This is a genomic window from Martinezella calliandrae (assembly GCF_030272695.1).
GTDB lineage: Bacteria > Pseudomonadota > Alphaproteobacteria > Rhizobiales > Rhizobiaceae > Rhizobium > Rhizobium calliandrae.
In genome coordinates this window covers 1-18,586 of sequence record NZ_JARFYN010000063.1, presented here as the reverse complement: position 1 = coordinate 18,586, position 18,586 = coordinate 1, and the positions used below count along the sequence as shown (strand labels likewise).

The following is an 18,586-nucleotide window of genomic DNA, read 5'->3' as shown; positions in this document are numbered from 1 at the left end:
GTGCTGCGTGGATGGAGACAATCGGAAATGGCGATCTTGTATAACAGAATTCTCTTGACTGGTGCTGCTGGCAATCTCGGTAAAGAGCTGCGACCGTTTTTGCGCGAGCGCTGCAACAAACTGCGTCTCAGCAGCCGAAGGCCGATAGATTTGGAAGGCGACAACGAGGAGCTTGCGGTCCTCGATCTCGCAGATTTCGAAAAGGTCCTGGAGGCCACGAAGGATGTGGACGCGATCGTCCATATGGGCGGCACGTCGAAGGAAGACACATGGAATAACGTCCTTCAGGGCAATATCGTCGGGATGTACAACCTCTTCGAAGCTTCTCGGCAGAACAAGGTAAAGCGCGTCATCTGGGGTAGCTCTGTCCACGCCATTGGCTACCACAAGCGAACGGACGTGTTGGAGCCGGACTGCGTAACCAAGCCCGACAGCCTTTACGGCGTATCGAAAGTATTCGGCGAGGGGCTTGCTCAGTACTATTTCGACAAGTTCAAGGTCGAAAGCGTGTCCATTCGTATCGGTTCGAGTTTCCCGAAGGTCGCTGATTGGCGGATGCTGTCAACATGGCTGAGCTTCGACGACTTGCGGCACTTGGTCGAGCGCAGCCTCATCGTCCCGAAAGTTGATCACACCATCATTTTCGGCTGCTCCAACAACGACCAGAGCTTCTGGGACAATTCCAAGGTCGGGTACATGGGCTACAAGCCGAGGGATAATGCGGAAGATCAGCGCCCTTACCTGGAAGAGAACGTCAAGAAGCCGCCCCACGACGACACCGCGATCACCTATCAGGGCGGTTCTTTCGTCGTCGCCGGCCATTTCGAAGATAAGTGAGCGAACCGATGCAGGCCTCTACCCTCGGAAGATTGTCACCCAAGCCGCAGCGCAGCGACTATGATGTGGTCATTATCGGCGGAGCTGTCAGCGGGAGCTCGACCGCATATTTCCTCGCCATGAATCCGGACTTCAACGGCACGGTGCTGGTAGTCGAAAAGGATTCTACCTACAAATTCTGCGCCACGACGCTCTCGACGAGCGCAATTCGTCAGCAATATTCGAATCCGATCAACGTCAAGATTTCGCAGTTCGGCGTGGAGTTCATTCGAAACTTCCATGACAACGTGCAAGTCGACGGCGAGGCTCCCGAGATCGGATTTCACGAAAACGGCTACCTCTTCTGCGCCACCGAAGCGGGTTTGGACATTATTCGGGAGAACGTTGAGATCCAGCAGGCGAACGGCGCCGACACGGTCCTCCTGACGCCTGGGGAAATTCAAGAGAGGTTCCCGTTCATCAATGTGGAAGACCTGGCCGGAGGAAGTTGGGGGCAAACCGGCGAAGGCTGGTTCGACAGCTACGGTCTTCTGCAAGGTTTTCGCAAGCGGGCCCGTTCGCTCGGCGTCGAGTATGTCGACAACGAGGTCGTGGACGTGGTGCGTGAGGGCAATCGCATCTCGCAGGTCACGCTCAAATCCGGTGAGAAGATTGCGTGCGGCCGCGTTGTCAATGCCGCGGGCAACTTTGGCCCCGGCATCGCGCGGATGGCCGGTCTGGAAATCCCGGTCGAACCGCGTCGCCGAAGCATTTTCATCTTCTCCTGCCGCACGCCGATTACGCAGAAGATGCCGAACGTCATCGATCCGTCAGGCGTCTTCTGCCGCCCAGAGGGTTCGATGTTTCTTTCCGGCGGCGTTCCTGATCCCGACATCGCGATCGATCCAAACGATTTCGACGTGGCCTACAACGAATATGAAGAGCAGATCTGGCCGAACATGGCTCACCGGATCCCTCAGTTCGAAGCCATCAAGATGGAAAACTGCTGGGCAGGCCATTATGACTACAACACGCTCGATCACAACGCGATCGTCGGACCCCACGATGAGGTCGAGAACTTCCTCTTCGCAAACGGCTTTAGCGGGCATGGCTTGCAACAGTCGCCGGCCGTCGGCCGTGGCCTGAGCGAACTCCTGACCTATGGTGAGTTCCGAACTCTCGATCTTTCGCCTCTCGGCTTCGGACGGGTTCGTCGTAACGAACCGTTCCTCGAGAAGGCAGTTATCTGATGGGAATGGGCGAGAAGACATGGACCAAGAGTCTTCTCGCCCACATCTGGCAAAATCCTTCAACCGGACCACTATTCAAGATGTCAGCCTCAGCGGCAGGCGACTAGCCTCGGTAAGCAGGATCACAGCGCCTCTATTCCCGTGTGAGTGAATTCCATCGACGTGCCGACTGGTGTTCGGGAAGGGCTCGCGATCCACTGCACCTGTTGCCGTCGCGGCTTCTGGGAATTTGCCCATTTTCGGTACGTTGATTATCGCAATAATCTGGAGATAAATATGGATTGGCGGCTTGATCCCAAGGCGTTCCTTCGCTCACTGTTCGAGAGTGCGCTCGAGGTTGCGGATCCGGCATCGCAAGTCGCCCGGCACCTTACCGAAAAGCCCATCGGACGCCTGATCGTCATCGGTGCGGGTAAAGCATCGGCAAAAATGGCCAAGGCAGTTGAGGCGCATTGGCCAGACGTCGCGATGACGGGTCTTGTGGTGACGAGATACGGTCACGCGGTTGCCTGCGAAAAGATCGAAATTGTAGAAGCCGCGCATCCGGTTCCGGACTCAGCTGGCGAGGAGGCTGCCAAACGCATTCTGCAGATGGTCACCGGACTTGATGCGGATGATCTTGTGCTTGTGCTGATATCGGGAGGCGGTTCGTCGCTGCTCAGTCTTCCAGCGCCTGGTCTTAGTCTCGCAGACAAGAAGTCGATCAACGCGGCGCTGCTGAAGTCCGGCGCCACGATCTCTGAGATCAACTGCGTTCGCAAGCATCTCTCGGCAATCAAGGGCGGCCGACTGGGGATCCGGATTGCGCCGGCGCGGTCAATCACTCTGCTCATCTCCGACGTGCCCGGCGACGATCCGAAGGTGATAGCTTCCGGTCCAACATTTGGAGAGGAAATGAGCGCTGCCGATGCCTTGGGCATTCTGAACAAGTACGGAATCTCCTTATCCACCGAGGTTGAGCGGCATTTGCAATCTCCGTCCGCCGAATGCCCGGGGCCTAATGATGCCCGCCTCGCTCGCGCGACTTGGCGAATGATAGCCACACCAAAGATGGCGTTGGAGGCTGCAGCGCAGCGCGCTCAGGCAAATGGCGTCAGGCCAATTATTCTGGGTGATGATCTCGAAGGCGATGCTCGTGAGCTTGGGAAGGCGCATGCGGAATTGGCCCTTCAATATTTAGGGCAGGGGCCAAAAGTCCTGCTGTCAGGCGGGGAAACGAGCGTCAAGGTCGTCGGCAATGGCCGTGGTGGGCGAAACGTTGAATATCTTCTATCCCTCTGCGCCCACCTCGGGGCCAACGCTCAGATATTTGGACTTGCCGCCGATACCGACGGCATAGATGGGATCGAGGAGGTTGCAGGGGCAGTGATCGGTCCCGATACCACCGGCAGGGCTCAAACAAAGGGAATGGACCTGAATGACTTCCTCGATCGAAATGATGCGCACACCTTCTTCGAGGCACTAGGAGATCAGATCATAACCGGCCCGACGCTCACAAACGTGAACGACTTCCGGGCAATATTGATCAGCTAGGTAGTCGAAAAGGCGGGGTTTGGCCCCGCCTTTTCGATTTCTTGGGTTAGTGATCAGACCGTAGCGGTCACGATAATCTCGACAAGCATGCCTGGCTTCGTCATCCGAGCCTGACCTGTGGATCGCGCAGGCGCGTGCTCTTTCACCACCCAAGCGTCCCAGACCTTGTTGACTTCATCGAAGTCCCTGAGATCATCGAGCCAAAGGATGACGTTTAGGATCTTCGTCTTGTCGGAGCCTGCGAGCGCAAGAAGGCGATCAATTTTCCCAAGAATTTCAGTTGTTTGCTCTCCAGCCGATTTGCCGGGAGTGGCTACTTGGCCCGTGAGGTAGATCAGGCCGTTGTGCTTTACGGCATGATGAACCCGCGTGTCGAATTCGAAGCGTTCAATGTCACTCATCCGGTTTTATCCTATATTTTTCCAGCAAGAGATATGATGACAACTAACAGTGTCACGCCTACCATAGCAAAAATGGTCGCACAGTGCAAAATAGATATGATGACCGTTGACATCTCTTTTGTGAGGAAGTTTACTGACCTCGCTCACACAGATGAGTTTTAACCTCACAGGGGATCGTGAAATGAGAACGAAGAAGGTTTTGGCTTCGGCCGCATCCGCATTGAGCATTCTCGCCGCCACGGTGCTGCTGCCTCAGGCAGCAGCCGCCGCTAGCGGTGACACACTGAAGGCCGTGCAGGCTCGAGGTCATCTCGCTTGCACCGGACACAACGGCAGCTTCGAAGGCTTTGCTGAAGTGGACGACAAGGGTAACTGGAAGGGCTTCGACGTCGATTATTGCCGGGCAGTGGCAACTGCCGTTTTTGGTGATCCGTCGAAGGTCGCATTCCTGCCCGTATCCTGGGCCCAGCGCTTCCCCTCGCTCCAGTCTGGAGAGCTTGACGTCGTCATCAAGGCGACTGGCTGGACCATGAGCCGCGACACCGAACTGGGTCTTCAGTTCTCCGTACCCTACTTCCTGGGCCTGACCCAGGTGATGGTTCCCAAGTCGCTGGGCGTAAGCGATGTCAAGGGCCTCGAAGGCGGCACTGCCTGCGTCGAAGCCGGAACAAGTACTGAACGCCAGGCCGCAAACTACTTCAAGCGCGTTGGCGTCAACGTAAAGCTGATCACCTTCGAAAAGACGACGGAAGCTCGCGCCGCTTACTTCGGCGGTCGTTGCGACAGCTTCATTCAGTGGGGTCCGAACCTTGCTACGGCTCGACTGGCGGCGCCGAAGCCTGAAGACCACATCATTCTCCCGGATAACCTCGCACTCGAAGCTGAAGCGGCGGTCGTGCGCCAGGGCGATGATCCGTGGTTGGATATCGTGAATTGGACCTTCTTCACGACATGGCTTGCCGAAGAGTATGGCATTACCTCGAAGAACGTCGATGAAATGAAGGCAAAGCCGGCTGACGAAACCGTCGCCAAGCTTCTCGGCGTGACGCCCGGATACGGCTCGCGTCTCGGCCTTCCGGACGATTGGGGTTACAAGGTCATCAAGCTCGTCGGCAACTCCAAGGAAATCTACGACCGCAGCCTCGGCGAAGGCTCTCCCTACAAGCTGCCGCGCGGTCTGAACAATCTTTGGAGCAATGGCGGGGTCTTGTATCCTGCAGGTCTTGATTGATCTCTCTGAAGGACCGGAGCCAAAAGGCTCCGGTCCACTGGATCGCCCCGTCATACACGGATGATGTGTGGTTCCGAAGTCGGACAGAAGCAATGTTGAACAATCAAAAAACCAGAGACATGGTCGCGCAGGCCGCGCTCGTTTCCGGGGTCGCGATCGCGCTCGTCTACTGTATTCTGCGGATACGGTTCGCCATCCAGGCGCAGGGCATGGTAAGCGGTTTCGGGTTCTTGGGCCGCAGCACAGGATGGGACATATCCTACAGCGTCCTGGACTACTCGATCAGTGATACCTACGCACGCGTCATCCTGATCGGCCTCCTGAACACTATCTTTTCAGGATTGCTAAGCATCGTCGGTGCGACGGTCATCGGTGGATTGATCGGACTTGCCCGCATTTCCCCGAACTTTCTTCTTCGGACGATCGGTGCGACCTACGTCAACTTCTTCCGCAACATTCCTCTGATCCTGCAGATCATCTTCTGGTACCAGATCATTGGGCACCTGCCGCACCCGCGCCAGGCGCTGCAGGTCGGCGGATTGCTTTTCCTCAGCAACCGCGGCCTATATTGGCCGACGCTCGACCTTGCGACCTGGTCTAACTGGACCATGCTCGCGATCGGACTAGCGACTATCGTCGCCATAGCACTCAAGCGTCGTACTCTGGGCCAGGCAAATCTCTCTCGTAGGCAGGCTCTGCTCATCGGGCTTTCGGCTATCGTCGTAATCGCGTTCCTTGGTGCAATTGGACAGGAAAAGCCGATCGACATTCCTCAGCTCGCGGGCCTCAACATCCGTGGTGGAGCGGTTCTTCAGCCCGAACTGTGCGCATTGGTATTCGCTATCTGCCTCTACGGTGGCGCCTACATCGGTGAAGTTGTTCGCTCTGGTTTCATGAGCGTTCGCAGGGGGCAAACCGAAGCTGCTCGTTCGCTCGGATTGAAGCCGTTCCACATCTTTTCGCGGATCCAGCTTCCGCTGGCTATCCGCGCCATGCTGCCAAGCCTTTCCAATCAATATACCCTGGTGATGAAATCGACGACTCTTGGCATCGCGATTGGTTTCTCCGAATTCTTCTTCGTGATCTCGACGTCTATCAACCAGAGCGGCCAAACCCTGGAACTGCTTGCCCTGCTCATGGTCGGCTTCCTTGCGGTGAACCTTTCAATCGGTTTCGCAATGAACTGGCTCGACCGCAGGATGGCCTTGAAGGGCAACTGAGGGAACCAACATGACCATCATCAACCTTCAAACTCCCCAGGTCGTCGAACTGGCTCCGCCATCGGTGTCGCTGGCCGGCTGGATCCGGATCAATCTGTTCAACGGCGTCCTGAGTTCAATCACCACGATCGCGGGATTGTTGTTCTTTACGTGGATCATTTATGCTGTCGGAAGCTGGGCTTTCGTCAATAGCGTCTGGACATCGCCGACGGCCGAGGGATGTCAGGGGATTACTGGAGCCTGTTGGTCTGTCATCTACGCCAGATCTCGCATCATCCTTTTCGGTCTTTATCCCTACGAGGAGCACTGGCGTTCGGCAACCGCATGCGGCGTGGTCGTGCTCGTCGTCTTTCTCTCCTGCATTCCGGCACTCTGGACCTTGCTGAGACTGTCCCTCGTGTGGGGCATTGGAGCCATTGTCTTTTACGGCCTGATGCATGGCGGTCTCCTCGGCCTCAGCGTCGTGCCTACCGATCGCTGGGGTGGTCTCTCTCTGACCGTCTATATTTTCGTATCGGTTTGTCTCATCGGAATGCCGGGTTCGATTGTTCTAGCGTTGGCGCGGCAGTCGAGACTTCCCGTGGTCCGGAAGATGTCGACGATACTGATTTACTGGATTCGCGCCCTTCCTCTGCTCGCCATTTTGTTCTCCGCAGCACTCATCATACCGTTCGCACTGCCCGAGTGGCTCCAGGGAGACAAGCTCACCCGTGTGATTGCGGCGTTCGCACTCTTTTTTGCTTGCTACCAGGCTGAGAACATTCGCGCAGGGATGCAGATCATTCCAGCGGGCCAGGACGAAGCAGCAAAGTCCCTTGGCCTGAACTATTGGCAGCGCACGTCTCGGATCATCTTGCCGCAGGCGTTTCGCAATTCGCTTCCCGCGATGATCAACCAATTCGTGATGACGTTCAAAGACACGTCGGTGATCACGATTGTGGGTTTCTTTGACGTGCTTGCGTCGGCCCAGGCCGCTTTTGGTACCGCGGAGTGGGCGCCTTACTACATCGAAGTCTACGTCTTCGTGGGCTTTATCTACTTCGTCTTCATTTTCAGTCTGTCGCGCTATGGCGCCTACCTGGAGAAGCGCATGAGGGTTGGTCATGAATAACGGGATCGCAGCAGTAACTCTGTCAAAGGTCAACAAGTGGTACGGCGAGTTTCACGTCCTCAAGGATGTGGATCTCAGTGTCGCAAAGGGTCAAAAGATCGTTGTCTGTGGCCCTTCCGGGTCCGGCAAGTCGACCATGATCCGTTGCATCAACCGCTTGGAAGAGCACCAGCGCGGAACGATCTCAGTCTTCGGAACCGAGCTCGATGACAACATCAAAAACATCGATGAGATCCGTCGCGAAGTCGGCATGGTGTTTCAACATTTCAACCTCTTCCCGCATATGACGGTGCTCGAAAACTGCACGCTCGCACCAATGCTGGTGAGGAAGGTGTCCGAGGCTGAAGCCAAGAAGACCGCCATGCGGTTCCTGGAAAAGGTCCGAATCCCGGAGCAGGCGAACAAATACCCGGGGCAGCTTTCCGGTGGCCAACAGCAGCGCGTGGCGATCGCAAGGTCCCTGTGCATGAACCCTGCAGTGATGCTCTTCGACGAACCGACTTCAGCGCTCGACCCGGAGATGATCTCTGAGGTCCTGGACGTGATGGTTTCACTTGCGGATGAGGGCATGACGATGATCTGCGTGACCCACGAGATGGGCTTCGCCCGCAGGGTCGCCGATCGCGTCATCTTCATGGACAAGGGCGAGATCATAGAACAAGGGCCGCCTTCGGAGTTCTTCGACAATCCGAAAAACGACCGCACGAAGCTCTTCTTGAGCCAGATCCTAGCGCATTGATAGCGACTTGAGAGGCATGTCATGAAAATTCTCGTTCCCGTAAAGCGGGTGGTTGATTACAACGTGAAGATCCGCGTCAAACCGGATGGCACGGGTGTTGAGCTCGGCAACGTCAAGATGTCGATGAACCCTTTCGATGAAATCTCCGTCGAAGAAGCGCTGCGCCTGAGGGAAGCCGGCAAGGCTGAGGAAGTGGTCGTCGTCTCGATCGGTCCGGCAAAGGCCGAAGAAACGCTGCGCACCGCGCTCGCCATGGGCGCCGACCGCGCCGTTCTCGTCGAGACTGACGACGCCGTCGAGCCGCTCGCTGTTGCCAAGATCCTGAAGGGCGTTGCCGACGCTGAAAAGCCCGGCCTGATCATCGTTGGCAAGCAGGCGATCGATGACGACTCGAACCAGACTGGCCAGATGCTCGCCGCCCTCCTTGGGCTCGCCCAGGCGACCTTCGCCTCGAAGATCGAGATCGAAGCCAGTGGCCCGGGGGGCAAGGCAACCGTGACCCGCGAAGTCGATGGCGGCCTGCAGACGATCGACGTCAAGCTACCGGCTGTCGTCACCACCGACCTTCGCCTCAACGAGCCGCGCTATGCCTCGCTGCCGAACATCATGAAGGCGAAGAAGAAGCCGCTCGACAAGAAGACACCTGATGATTTCGGCGTCTCCACGGAGCCGCGTATCAAGGTGCTGAAGACCGAAGAGCCGTCCGGCCGCAAGGCTGGCATCAAGGTCAAGTCGGTCGCCGAGCTTGTCGAAAAGCTTAAAGTCGAAGCTGGCGTCCTCTAAGGTTCGAGAAAGGATTCACGACCATGGCCATTCTTCTTTTGGCTGACCACGACAACGCAACCCTTTCCGACCAGACCGGCAAGGCACTGACGGCGGCTTCCAAGATCGCCAAAGATCAGGGAAGCGACGTCCATGTGCTGGTCGCCGGCAAGGGCGCCAAGGCTGCCGCCGATGCGGCTGCCAAGCTCGCAGGCGTCTCCAAGGTTCTGCTCGCCGAAAGCGACGAACTCGCCAACAATCTGGCCGAGCCGCTCTCCGACCTGATCGTTTCGCTGGCAGGCAGCTACGACACGATCATCGCGGCTGCGACCTCGACCGGCAAGAACGTCCTGCCGCGGGTGGCCGCGCTGCTCGATGTCGCCCAGGTCTCGGAGATCATCGAGGTGATCTCGTCGGATACCTTCAAGCGCCCGATCTATGCCGGCAATGCCATCCAGACAGTGCAGGCAACCGACGCGAAGAAGGTTATAACCGTCCGCACCGCCTCCTTTTCCCAGGCCTCCCAAGGCCCCTTTGCTACCGTCGAGAAGGTCCCGACGGTAGCCTTTTCTTCCCATGCCTCTTCCTTCGTGTCTGAAGAGGTTTCCGCCTCCGACCGTCCGGAACTGACCTCGGCCAAGATCATCATCTCCGGTGGGCGGGCGCTCGGTTCGGCCGAGAATTTCAAAGAGGTCATCCTTCCGGTCGCCGACAAACTCGGAGCGGCAGTCGGCGCAAGCCGCGCCGCGGTCGATGCCGGTTATGCCCTGAACGACTGGCAGGTCGGCCAGACCGGCAAAGTCGTCGCCCCGCAGCTCTATATCGCCTGCGGCATCTCCGGCGCGATCCAGCATCTCGCCGGCATGAAAGACTCGAAGGTCATCGTCGCCATCAACAAGGATGAGGAAGCGCCAATCTTCCAGGTCGCCGATTACGGCCTCGTCGCGGACATTTTCGAAGCCCTGCCCGAATTGGCGCGGACTATTTAGTTGCGGCGGCAGGCTCGACCTGCTGCACGTAATCATGTTCTCGACCGGGGGCGGTCGAAGGAGGAAACAGGCATGGTTAGCCGAATTGCCATAGTAACAGGCGCATCTTCCGGGATTGGCGCTGCCACCGCCTTGAGGCTGGCTGGCCGGTATAGGGGGCTCGTCCTCCACGCCAGAAAGTCTTCCTCCGCCCTCGAAGAGATTGCCGACCAAGTTCGTGCGGCGGGAACCGAGGCTGTTACTCTGCTCGGCAATCTGACCGACGCCTCCTTTGGGTCGCGCCTGGTGGACGCAGCGCGAGTTCAGTGGGGACAGTTGGACTGCGTGGTAGCCAACGCAGGATTTCCAATCCTGAAGGCGTTTGAGGAAGGCACGGTCGATGATCTCGATTATGCCTTCAAGGGCAATGTCTACAGCCTCTTTGCGCTGGCGAGAGCTGCGTCGCCATTGCTGAAGCACTCCGATTCAGGACGTATAGTCGCAGTGGGAAGCTTCACGTCCCACGTCTTTCGCACTGACATCAGGCAGTTCCCTATGTCCGCCGCATCAAAGGGGGCTGTTGAAACAGTTGTCAGAAGCCTTGCTATGCATTTTGCTGACCACGGGGTGACGGTAAATTGCGTCGTACCCGGTTTTGTCCGGAAGCCGAGTGGATCGGAGGACAGCGTGTCCGATGAAGAACTCGAAGCAAATCTCGCGCGTATTCCGTTGAAACGAGCCGGACAGCCCAAGGACGTTGCAGCTGCAATCGAATTCCTGCTGTCGGAAGACGCGTCGTACATCACTGGCCAGTCTCTTCATGTGAACGGCGGCCTCATCTAGTTGCGCCTTGAACGATCGCAAAGGATCGAAGATGCAGTCATACAGCGCGCTATCGCCTGAGTTTCCCCAACAACATGGGGGAAGGGCTATGAGAAAAATTGAGTTCGGTCTCCGAGCGCCCAATGCTCGACCCGCTCCTGTGCAGTCGTTCGCGAATGCTCTGTGTGAGCTTCTCCTTGCGGCCACTGCACCGGACATGGCCAGCTTCGTTGCTGGGCAAATCTATTCCAGACTCCACCGCATCGGGATGCTACGGGCGGGCGGTGCTGACGACGTCCTTCAGCCGGAGGCTTGGTGGAGCGCACTGGAATTGGCAGGAAAACGTGATCGACAGCTCACGAGAATGGTCGAAGCGCTTTCTCTGATGTCACCAATGCTGATCTGGACCAAAGGACGGTCCGGCCCGTTTGCCAGCGCAAACTATGCGATTGGCCACGGCAGTGCGATGATCGTTGGGCCGGGAGGGCTTGAAGATAGAGACGACGTCCAAATAAGTCTTACGCTCACCGAGCCGTATTGCCGTTCTCCTGATCGTGCCGCCTCAGAGCGGCAGATTTTCCTCTTCCTGTCGTCGGCGCAGATCTCAATCGGGGACGGAGCGTGGAACGCGGTGACACCTGGTTCGATCGCTGTGATCGAAGCCGGAAGCAAGTCTGCGATGAGATGCACGCGAGACCCTCTGTTGGCAGTTCGATGCAAAATCGAAGATGTCCGGCGGTAATCACAACAGACAGGACTGAGTAGAATATTGGATAACGTTTCTGCACGCGAAAGAATGGAATTCGACGTGGTGATCGTCGGCGGTGGGCCGGCCGGCCTGTCGGCCGCGATCCGCCTGAAGCAGGTCAATCCGGATCTTTCGGTCGTCGTCTTGGAGAAGGGTGCCGAAGTCGGCGCGCATATCCTCTCGGGCGCCGTCGTCGATCCGATCGGCATCGACCGCCTGCTGCCCGGCTGGCGCGAGGAGGAGGGCCATCCCTTCAAGACAGAGGTCAAGGACGATCACTTCCTGCTGCTCGGCCCCGCCGGCTCGATCCGCCTGCCGAATTTCGCCATGCCGCCGCTGATGAACAATCACGGCAATTACATCGTCTCGCTCGGCAACGTCTGTAGCTGGCTGGCGGGCCATGCGGAAGCGCTCGGCGTCGAGATCTATCCGGGCTTTGCCGCCACCGAAGTGCTCTATAACGACGAGGGTGCTGTCATCGGCGTCGCCACCGGCGACATGGGCATAGAGCGGAACGGCGAGCCCGGCCCGAACTTTACCCGCGGCATGGAACTGCTCGGCAAATACGTGCTGATCGGGGAGGGCGTGCGCGGCTCGCTCGCCAAGCAGCTCATTGCCAAGTTCGATCTGCAGAAGGATCGCGAGCCCCAGAAATTCGGTATCGGCATCAAGGAACTGTGGCAGGTCAAGCCTGAAAACCACAAGCAGGGCCTCGTGCAGCACTCCTTCGGCTGGCCGCTCGGCATGGCGGCGGGCGGCGGCTCGTTCCTCTATCACCTCGAAGACAACATGGTCGCCGTCGGCTTCGTCGTGCACCTGAACTACAAGAATCCCTACCTCTACCCCTTCGAGGAATTCCAGCGCTTCAAGACGCATCCAGCGATCCGCACCACCTTCGAGGGCGGCAAGCGCTTGTCGTACGGCGCTCGTGCCATCACCGAGGGCGGCTACCAGTCGGTGCCGAAGCTGACCTTCCCGGGCGGCGCGCTGATCGGTTGCTCGGCCGGTTTCGTCAACGTTCCTCGCATCAAGGGCAGCCACAACGCCGTGCTGTCCGGGATGCTCGCGGCGGAAAAGATCGCCGCCGCGATCGAAGCGGGACGCGCCAATGACGAGGTCGCCGAGATCGAGACCGAATGGCGCAAGACTGATATCGGCAAGGACCTGAAGAAGGTCCGCAACGTCAAGCCGCTCTGGTCGAAGTTCGGCACGCTCGTTGGCATCGGCCTCGGCGGTCTCGACATGTGGACCAACACGCTGTTCGGCTTCTCCTTCTTCGGCACGCTCGGCCACGGCAAGACCGACGCCGCCTCGCTGGAATCTGCCTCACAGCACAAGAAGATCGATTATCCGAAGCCCGACGGCGTTCTCACCTTCGACCGTCTCTCCTCGGTGTTCCTGTCGAACACCAACCACGAGGAAGACCAGCCGGTACATCTGAGGGTCGGGGACATGGCTCTGCAGAAGTCGTCCGAGCACGACATCTACGCCGGTCCCTCCACCCGCTACTGTCCTGCCGGCGTCTACGAATGGGTGGAGACGGACGGCAAGGACACTTACGTCATCAACGCCCAGAACTGCGTCCACTGCAAGACCTGCGATATCAAGGATCCGAACCAGAACATCAACTGGGTCCCGCCCCAGGGCGGCGAGGGGCCCGTGTACCCGAACATGTGAAATTGAAAATCAGAGCTGATTTTAGCAGCCAGGATCGACGCCAGGCCGAGCGGACATCTGTGCGCTGAAAATAGCTCGCGGACATCAAGGAGGATAAGACTATGACCGTGAACCCCAAAATTGACGTGGATTCTACACTCGAGCCGACGTTCCTCGATAGCGTCGGAACCTATATCGACAGGGCTTTCGAACACCTCAGCCTGTCAGACGGGCTGGCCCAAAGGATCCGGGAGTGCAACTCGACCTATACCGTTCGCTTCGGGGTACGCCTGCGCGGAAAAATGTTTAGTTTCGTTGGCTGGCGCTCTGTCCATAGTGAGCACGTCGAACCAGTCAAGGGAGGTATACGATACGACCCCGGCGCCCACGCGGAAGAGGTGGAGGCTCTGGCGGCTCTTATGAGTTTGAAATGCGCCTTGGTGGATGTGCCCTTCGGTGGTTCGAAGGGGGCGCTTCGGATCGATCCCAAAGAATGGGACGTCCATGAGTTGGAGCGGATCACCCGCCGGTTCACACAGGAACTGGCAAAGCGAAATCTCATTTCGCCAGGTCAGAATGTTCCAGCTCCGGACATGGGCACGAGCGAGCGCGAAATGGCCTGGATGGCGGACGAGTATCGGCGAACGGGTCCTTCCGACATCACCAATGCCAACGCTTGCGTGACGGGCAAGCCGCTGTCGAGAGGTGGGATCGCTGGCCGTACGGAAGCAACTGGCCGGGGCGTCCAGTACGCCATCCACTCGTATCTACGCGACGAGAGAAGGGATGGGATCAGCGGCAACCGGGATCTGTCAAAAATGACTGTCGTGGTTCAGGGCTTTGGTAACGTCGGCTACCACGCCGCCAAATTCCTGAGCGAAGAAGACGGTGCAAAAATTATTTGCGTCATTGAACGCGACGGATATGTGCTGAACCAGTCGGGGCTCGATATCGAAGCCCTGAAGCACCATCATTTGGCTCACGGTTCAATACTCGGCTTTGCGGGTGCAGAGAGCCATGCTGATAGCTCCGAAGGGCTGACCACACCTTGCGACATTCTTATCCCGGCTGCGATGGAAAGCGTTATTACAAGAAGGAACGCTCATCTCATCCGGGCGTCGCTGATCGCGGAGGCGGCCAACGGTCCGATCTCGTTCGAAGCGGAAGACATCCTGTATTCCAAGGGCACTGTTATACTGCCAGACCTGTTCGTGAATGCAGGTGGCGTGATCGTGAGCTACTTCGAGTGGGTTAAGAACATTACGCATATTCCCTTCGGATTGATGGAGCGTCGCAGAAGGGAGCGAAGAAACGTCAACATCGCCAGCGCGCTGGAAACCATGACAGGCCAGTCGTTTCCACCCGCGATGCGAGACGAGTTTCTCGAAGGCGGCAGCGAGATCGACCTGGTACGGTCGGGGCTGGAGGACGTGATGAGGGCCGCTTACGACCGGATCTCATCCACTCTTGCATCCCGTCCGGATATTAAGGATTTCCGAACGGCTTCCTATTGCATAGCGCTGAACCGCATCGCCGAGGCTTATAAGGCCATCCGGATTTAGCAATCGAAATTCAGGTAGCCGTTGGCTGGTGGCTACGGCTGGTGGCCCAGTCTGACGACCATATTGGGGTGACGCTCGCTCAAGCCCTTTAGAGCGAGCAAGCTTCGTTGTTCCTTTGCCCGGTCGAAGGTATAGGTTCCCGGTTCAACCCCGTGATCCCAGCCCCAGCGTGTGTGACAGGCGTCACCGGTCAGAAGAACCGGACCGTCAGCTGTGCGGGCTACGAACGAGACATGGCCGGCAGTGTGCCCAGGCGTTAAGATTGAGAAAAGAGTTTCGTCACCGAAAACATCGATCACGCCATCGAATTTTTCATTTGGATCCTTGGCGAATTGAAATTCCCGAATGGCGGGCCTGCCTTCAAAGAACTTGTTTTCCATCCCCTGGACGAAGACGTTCTGCAACTGTTTGGTATTGGCCTCGCCAAAGCCGGTATAGAAAGGTATGTCGAGCGGAATATCCGGCATGCCGGAAACATGATCGAAATGAAGATGCGTCATGAAAACGCCTTTGAGCGGAACGCCCTTCGACTGGACGGCAGACAGGGGTTCGTTGCGAACCTTCATCCGGTCGAGTTTCGCGAACTTCCGGATCACAAGGCCCACCCCGACCCCTTTGGGATCCTGCACGAAGCGCTGTGAAACGCCGGTGTCGATCATGTACGCGCCGTGGACCGGATGCCGCAGAAGGTGTGTATAAATCTCAATCGGTTCCTCCCGATCCTTCAGACCGGCCTTGACCGCGGTGGGGTGCTTGAGATTGACCAATCCGGAAAGAGGAGCCACCCAATCCGCGCTGGGGATGGTCTCAACCTCGATCGGTCCAGGCTTGTCGATCAAAGCCTCCATGACTGACGAACTGATCGGCCGCCCCAGGTTTGATGCCATTGTTTGATGCCTGGTCTGCATAAAGCATGCGATGCACATATCGGTCTCCCGTTCAAATTAAACGCTCCCGACGTGAACCGCATTGATCGTGGGACGGTGGGAACCTATGTTATATATGAAGTATCTTTCAGGTTTTGGATTCGCTTATGGAAAACGGCTCGTCACCCTTACTAAACCCCCGAAAATCACCGCGTCAGGAGCGATCCATCGCCACCGTGGACGCGATTTTCGAAGCAACCATTCAGGTTTTGTCGAGCGATGGACTGATCGGATTGAACACCACGCGTGTGGCGCGCCGAGCCGGCGTTTCGGTTGGCACTCTCTATCAATATTACCCGAACAAGCAGGCCTTGCTGTTCGCGGTCCTGGAGCGGCATCTCGTCGCGCTAGCAGCCGCAATTGAAAAAGCATGCGACGAAAACCTCACCGCCAAAGCCGACGAGCTCGCAGAGGCTGTGGTGAAAGCTTATCTCCGGGCGCAGATGGCGCAGGCAGAGGTCTCTCCGGCTCTTTATCGCATCTCCTTGGAACTCGACGCTCGCGCGTTAATCGACATGGCTACTCGGAGAAGCGTGGCAGCAATCGGAGCTGCGCTGGCGAGTGCGAGTGACGCCCAGTTTGCTGACCCGCATCTGGTCGCTCAAACCCTGACCGCGGCGCTTTTCGGAACGGTTCCGGCCTTCTGTCACCGGGTATTGGCCCCCGCCGATGGTAGGGAAGCTGAAAAACAGCTCACAATTATGTTTCGCTCCTATCTCGCCGCGCACCAAAGCGGAGTTTGCGGAAGCTAAGACGTGATACCGAAGGCATCGTCCGGCAAGATGCGACGGCATCGTAATCCCGATCGCCCGGCTAAGAAGAGGTGTTGAGCCACCTATTCGCGTAGCCAACCATGGGACCGCTCGCCGGCTCCTTGAAAGGTCGCCCGAACGTTATTTCGCGTGGATGCCCTCTTTCGCCAGCATCTTCGGCCCGGGCGACGATATTGGCAGAATGCTCTGGCCTATCGTGCCTATGGTGGGACGAGGCATGCGAGGGACGTTATCAATGAGAGTTATGGCTGATCAGGTGAACTCGAGCGCAGGCGAGGACGCATGGAAGAGTGTTCGGGATCAATACCCTGCCCAGGAACCGCTTTTGAACCTCAACAATGCGGCTGTCAGCCCTCCTCCGCTTGCGGTCGAGAAAGCTATGATCGACGCCTACCGCTTCATCAGCCGCAATCCCGATTACAATATGTGGAGCAAGCTCGACACGGCCCTTCCCGCCATCAAGCACGATCTCGCGGAGCTTATCGATTGTTGGCCCGACGAAATTGCCCTTAACCGGAATTCATCGGAAGGTCTTTCGACGGCGATCTTCGGGATACCGCTCGACAAAGGTGACCAGGTCATTGCTTCGGACTGGGACTACCCGAGTGTTCGCGCGGGATGGCTTCAACGGGCTCAGCGCGACGGCATCGAGGTCGTCAATTGCGCCTTCAATCTGCTGGACGGCGACGACGGCATTGTCGAGGCCTACGTTAAGGCGATGACGCCGCGCACCCGCGTGCTGCAACTGACGCATATGTACCACTGGAACGGAGGTGTTCTCCCCATCGAGCGCCTTTGCGGTATAGCGCGTGAGCGCAATATCATTACCATTGTCGACGGCGCCCAGACATTCGCCCAGATGCCGATCAGCTTTCGCAAGCTCGACTGCGACTTCTTCATCACCAGTCTTCATAAATGGCTAGGGGCGCCGGTCGGCAACGGCATGCTTATCGTCAACCGGCGAAGGATCGACGAAACCTGGCCATTGCTTGCGCCCTTTGACCAACCCGCTGTTGGCGTAGACAAGTTCGATCACTGGAACCTCGGCACGTATAACTCGGCGATTCAGAGTGGAATTGCCCCCGCCGTCCAGCTCCATAAGGAGATTGGAGGATCCAGGATACATGCGAGACTGCGCGAACTCACCCGATACTGGATCGAGCATGCTCGCAGCATTCCCGGTTTCAGGCTTCATACACCTATCGATACAGACGAGTTGGGTGCGATAGGTCTGTTTTCAATCGACGGCTTGGATATGAGAAGGCTTGAGATCCACCTCCGAGAGAAGTATCGCGTCCATGTGAAGTATCGTAAGGTCAAGGATATCGAGGGGCTACGGGTTTCCCCGCACGTCTATATGATGAAGAGCGATCTGGACATTTTCGTTAGCGCACTACGCGATGCCTTGGCCACGTCGGCAGTCCCATTTGCTCTATAGAAAATGGGTTGCAATGTCGTCGGCAACGATCGGCAGAGTGTGAGTGGGACCAGACTGCGGGTCCGACGCCAACCCGCCGGAACCAAGGTTTTCTGCCAGTTTTGTGGATCAATTGCCGCGTGCACTTTCGAAGAGCGATGAAGTTGGGATTTCTTACTTCAGAAAATCTCGAAGATGCGCGAGCGGACGTGCAACCTGCTCGCGGCGCAGCCAAGCAACAACAAGACAAAGAGCAAATAGAACAAGAGCCGGTGCCGGGGACGTATGCAACCGGACCAAGTGCGCTATTGTAGCGCCGAACATCGTGGCTGCCAGCCAGAGGGCGCCGAAAGCGCTCACGCGCGGTGCTAATAAAGCAAGAGCGCCGATGATCTCCACGGCTGCCGTTACATAACGGAATGCCTGGCCCAATCCTATTTGCTCAAAACTCTCAACCATCATCGGTACCGAGGCCAATTTGGCTCCGGCGGCAGCGGCAAATGCGAGAGCGAGTAGAACCTGAAGGATCCAGGCGGTGACATTAGAGCTTCGGTTCGAGGCGGGATAGTTCGAAATTTGCATCATGACTTACCTTCACTTTGATGGTATAAATTTTCATCTAAGTTAAAATAGCTGACCGACATGAGCGCG

18 protein-coding genes are annotated in these 18,586 nt (G+C 57.4%); 15 read left to right on the top strand and 3 right to left on the bottom strand.

Going from position 1 to position 18,586, the window contains the following annotated elements:
- Nucleotides 1–27 precede the first annotated feature (27 nt).
- The 3 genes from PY650_RS30735 (at nucleotide 28) to PY650_RS30725 (ending at nucleotide 3,599) form a co-directional block, all read left to right on the top strand.
- On the top strand, nucleotides 28–837 hold the full coding sequence (locus PY650_RS30735; protein WP_285883602.1) for an NAD-dependent epimerase/dehydratase family protein: 810 nt from the start codon (nucleotides 28–30) through the stop codon (nucleotides 835–837).
- An 8-nt stretch (nucleotides 838–845) separates the two neighbouring features.
- A complete protein-coding gene (locus tag PY650_RS30730; RefSeq protein WP_285883601.1) occupies nucleotides 846–2,066 on the top strand; it encodes an NAD(P)/FAD-dependent oxidoreductase in 1,221 nt (406 codons plus the stop codon).
- A 276-nt stretch (nucleotides 2,067–2,342) separates the two neighbouring features.
- On the top strand, nucleotides 2,343–3,599 hold the full coding sequence (locus PY650_RS30725) for a glycerate kinase type-2 family protein (RefSeq protein ID WP_285883600.1): 1,257 nt from the start codon (nucleotides 2,343–2,345) through the stop codon (nucleotides 3,597–3,599).
- A 53-nt stretch (nucleotides 3,600–3,652) separates the two neighbouring features.
- Here PY650_RS30725 and PY650_RS30720 read toward each other — a convergent pair whose 3' ends face one another.
- The gene (locus tag PY650_RS30720; protein WP_285873279.1) at nucleotides 3,653–4,000 is read right to left on the bottom strand and encodes a RidA family protein; all 348 of its coding nucleotides are present in this window, start codon (nucleotides 3,998–4,000) and stop codon (nucleotides 3,653–3,655) included.
- 181 nt (nucleotides 4,001–4,181) lie between these two features.
- Here PY650_RS30720 and PY650_RS30715 point away from each other — a divergent pair, with 181 nt between their 5' ends.
- The 10 genes from PY650_RS30715 to PY650_RS30670 all read left to right on the top strand — a co-directional run bounded on the left by PY650_RS30715 (nucleotide 4,182) and on the right by PY650_RS30670 (nucleotide 14,819).
- Nucleotides 4,182–5,231 carry an amino acid ABC transporter substrate-binding protein gene (locus PY650_RS30715; protein ID WP_285883599.1) on the top strand — a complete coding sequence of 350 codons (1,050 nt, stop codon included), beginning with the start codon at nucleotides 4,182–4,184 and terminating at the stop codon, nucleotides 5,229–5,231.
- A 92-nt stretch (nucleotides 5,232–5,323) separates the two neighbouring features.
- A complete protein-coding gene (locus PY650_RS30710) occupies nucleotides 5,324–6,451 on the top strand; it encodes an amino acid ABC transporter permease (protein WP_285873284.1) in 1,128 nt (375 codons plus the stop codon).
- A 10-nt stretch (nucleotides 6,452–6,461) separates the two neighbouring features.
- Nucleotides 6,462–7,562 (top strand): amino acid ABC transporter permease, encoded by a 1,101-nt coding sequence (locus PY650_RS30705; protein WP_285883598.1) that lies wholly within the window; start codon nucleotides 6,462–6,464, stop codon nucleotides 7,560–7,562.
- Nucleotides 7,555–8,301, top strand: coding sequence for an amino acid ABC transporter ATP-binding protein (locus PY650_RS30700; RefSeq protein ID WP_285883597.1), 747 nt, complete (start codon nucleotides 7,555–7,557; stop codon nucleotides 8,299–8,301). The genes PY650_RS30705 and PY650_RS30700 overlap by 8 nt, the downstream gene beginning before the upstream one ends.
- 21 nt (nucleotides 8,302–8,322) lie before the next feature.
- Complete coding sequence (locus tag PY650_RS30695) at nucleotides 8,323–9,084, top strand: electron transfer flavoprotein subunit beta/FixA family protein (RefSeq protein WP_285883596.1); 762 nt, start codon at nucleotides 8,323–8,325, stop codon at nucleotides 9,082–9,084.
- Between the two features lie 23 nt (nucleotides 9,085–9,107).
- Nucleotides 9,108–10,052: an electron transfer flavoprotein subunit alpha/FixB family protein gene (locus tag PY650_RS30690; protein WP_285883595.1), complete on the top strand. Its 945-nt coding sequence runs from the start codon at nucleotides 9,108–9,110 to the stop codon at nucleotides 10,050–10,052.
- 72 nt (nucleotides 10,053–10,124) lie between these two features.
- The gene (locus PY650_RS30685; protein ID WP_285883594.1) at nucleotides 10,125–10,874 is read left to right on the top strand and encodes an SDR family NAD(P)-dependent oxidoreductase; all 750 of its coding nucleotides are present in this window, start codon (nucleotides 10,125–10,127) and stop codon (nucleotides 10,872–10,874) included.
- A gap of 88 nt (nucleotides 10,875–10,962) precedes the next feature.
- Nucleotides 10,963–11,595, top strand: a complete 633-nt coding sequence (locus PY650_RS30680; RefSeq protein ID WP_285883593.1) for a dimethylsulfonioproprionate lyase family protein — start codon at nucleotides 10,963–10,965, stop codon at nucleotides 11,593–11,595.
- Between the two features lie 54 nt (nucleotides 11,596–11,649).
- Complete coding sequence (locus PY650_RS30675; RefSeq protein ID WP_285883592.1) at nucleotides 11,650–13,278, top strand: electron transfer flavoprotein-ubiquinone oxidoreductase; 1,629 nt, start codon at nucleotides 11,650–11,652, stop codon at nucleotides 13,276–13,278.
- A 101-nt stretch (nucleotides 13,279–13,379) separates the two neighbouring features.
- A complete protein-coding gene (locus tag PY650_RS30670) occupies nucleotides 13,380–14,819 on the top strand; it encodes a Glu/Leu/Phe/Val family dehydrogenase (protein ID WP_285883591.1) in 1,440 nt (479 codons plus the stop codon).
- A 32-nt stretch (nucleotides 14,820–14,851) separates the two neighbouring features.
- On the opposite strand, the gene PY650_RS30665 is transcribed toward PY650_RS30670, so the two are convergent.
- Nucleotides 14,852–15,706 carry an MBL fold metallo-hydrolase gene (locus PY650_RS30665; protein ID WP_285883590.1) on the bottom strand — a complete coding sequence of 285 codons (855 nt, stop codon included), beginning with the start codon at nucleotides 15,704–15,706 and terminating at the stop codon, nucleotides 14,852–14,854.
- A gap of 215 nt (nucleotides 15,707–15,921) precedes the next feature.
- On the opposite strand from PY650_RS30665, the gene PY650_RS30660 reads away from it, so the two are divergent.
- Both PY650_RS30660 and PY650_RS30655 read left to right on the top strand, forming a co-directional pair.
- Nucleotides 15,922–16,497 (top strand): TetR/AcrR family transcriptional regulator, encoded by a 576-nt coding sequence (locus tag PY650_RS30660; RefSeq protein ID WP_285883589.1) that lies wholly within the window; start codon nucleotides 15,922–15,924, stop codon nucleotides 16,495–16,497.
- Nucleotides 16,498–16,753: 256 nt separating this feature from the next.
- Nucleotides 16,754–17,956, top strand: coding sequence for an aminotransferase class V-fold PLP-dependent enzyme (locus PY650_RS30655; RefSeq protein ID WP_285883588.1), 1,203 nt, complete (start codon nucleotides 16,754–16,756; stop codon nucleotides 17,954–17,956).
- Nucleotides 17,957–18,109: 153 nt separating this feature from the next.
- Here the strand turns inward: PY650_RS30655 and PY650_RS30650 are convergent, their stop codons facing one another.
- A complete protein-coding gene (locus PY650_RS30650; protein WP_349644529.1) occupies nucleotides 18,110–18,520 on the bottom strand; it encodes a DoxX family protein in 411 nt (136 codons plus the stop codon).
- Nucleotides 18,521–18,586 lie beyond the last annotated feature (66 nt).

Bases quoted from the DNA above. Each gene is read 5' to 3' on its own strand.
- PY650_RS30700 (WP_285883597.1), top strand. From the start codon at position 7,555: ATGAATAACGGGATCGCAGCAGTAACTCTGTCAAAGGTCAACAAGTGG.
- PY650_RS30730 (WP_285883601.1), top strand. From the start codon at position 846: ATGCAGGCCTCTACCCTCGGAAGATTGTCACCCAAGCCGCAGCGCAGC.
- PY650_RS30685 (WP_285883594.1), top strand. From the start codon at position 10,125: ATGGTTAGCCGAATTGCCATAGTAACAGGCGCATCTTCCGGGATTGGC.
- PY650_RS30705 (WP_285883598.1), top strand. From the start codon at position 6,462: ATGACCATCATCAACCTTCAAACTCCCCAGGTCGTCGAACTGGCTCCG.
- PY650_RS30710 (WP_285873284.1), top strand. From the start codon at position 5,324: ATGTTGAACAATCAAAAAACCAGAGACATGGTCGCGCAGGCCGCGCTC.
- PY650_RS30670 (WP_285883591.1), top strand. From the start codon at position 13,380: ATGACCGTGAACCCCAAAATTGACGTGGATTCTACACTCGAGCCGACG.
- PY650_RS30650 (WP_349644529.1), bottom strand. From the start codon at position 18,520: ATGATGCAAATTTCGAACTATCCCGCCTCGAACCGAAGCTCTAATGTC.
- PY650_RS30655 (WP_285883588.1), top strand. From the start codon at position 16,754: ATGAGAGTTATGGCTGATCAGGTGAACTCGAGCGCAGGCGAGGACGCA.
- PY650_RS30720 (WP_285873279.1), bottom strand. From the start codon at position 4,000: ATGAGTGACATTGAACGCTTCGAATTCGACACGCGGGTTCATCATGCC.
- PY650_RS30690 (WP_285883595.1), top strand. From the start codon at position 9,108: ATGGCCATTCTTCTTTTGGCTGACCACGACAACGCAACCCTTTCCGAC.
- PY650_RS30735 (WP_285883602.1), top strand. From the start codon at position 28: ATGGCGATCTTGTATAACAGAATTCTCTTGACTGGTGCTGCTGGCAAT.
- PY650_RS30665 (WP_285883590.1), bottom strand. From the start codon at position 15,706: ATGGCATCAAACCTGGGGCGGCCGATCAGTTCGTCAGTCATGGAGGCT.
- PY650_RS30725 (WP_285883600.1), top strand. From the start codon at position 2,343: ATGGATTGGCGGCTTGATCCCAAGGCGTTCCTTCGCTCACTGTTCGAG.
- PY650_RS30675 (WP_285883592.1), top strand. From the start codon at position 11,650: ATGGAATTCGACGTGGTGATCGTCGGCGGTGGGCCGGCCGGCCTGTCG.
- PY650_RS30680 (WP_285883593.1), top strand. From the start codon at position 10,963: ATGAGAAAAATTGAGTTCGGTCTCCGAGCGCCCAATGCTCGACCCGCT.
- PY650_RS30715 (WP_285883599.1), top strand. From the start codon at position 4,182: ATGAGAACGAAGAAGGTTTTGGCTTCGGCCGCATCCGCATTGAGCATT.
- PY650_RS30695 (WP_285883596.1), top strand. From the start codon at position 8,323: ATGAAAATTCTCGTTCCCGTAAAGCGGGTGGTTGATTACAACGTGAAG.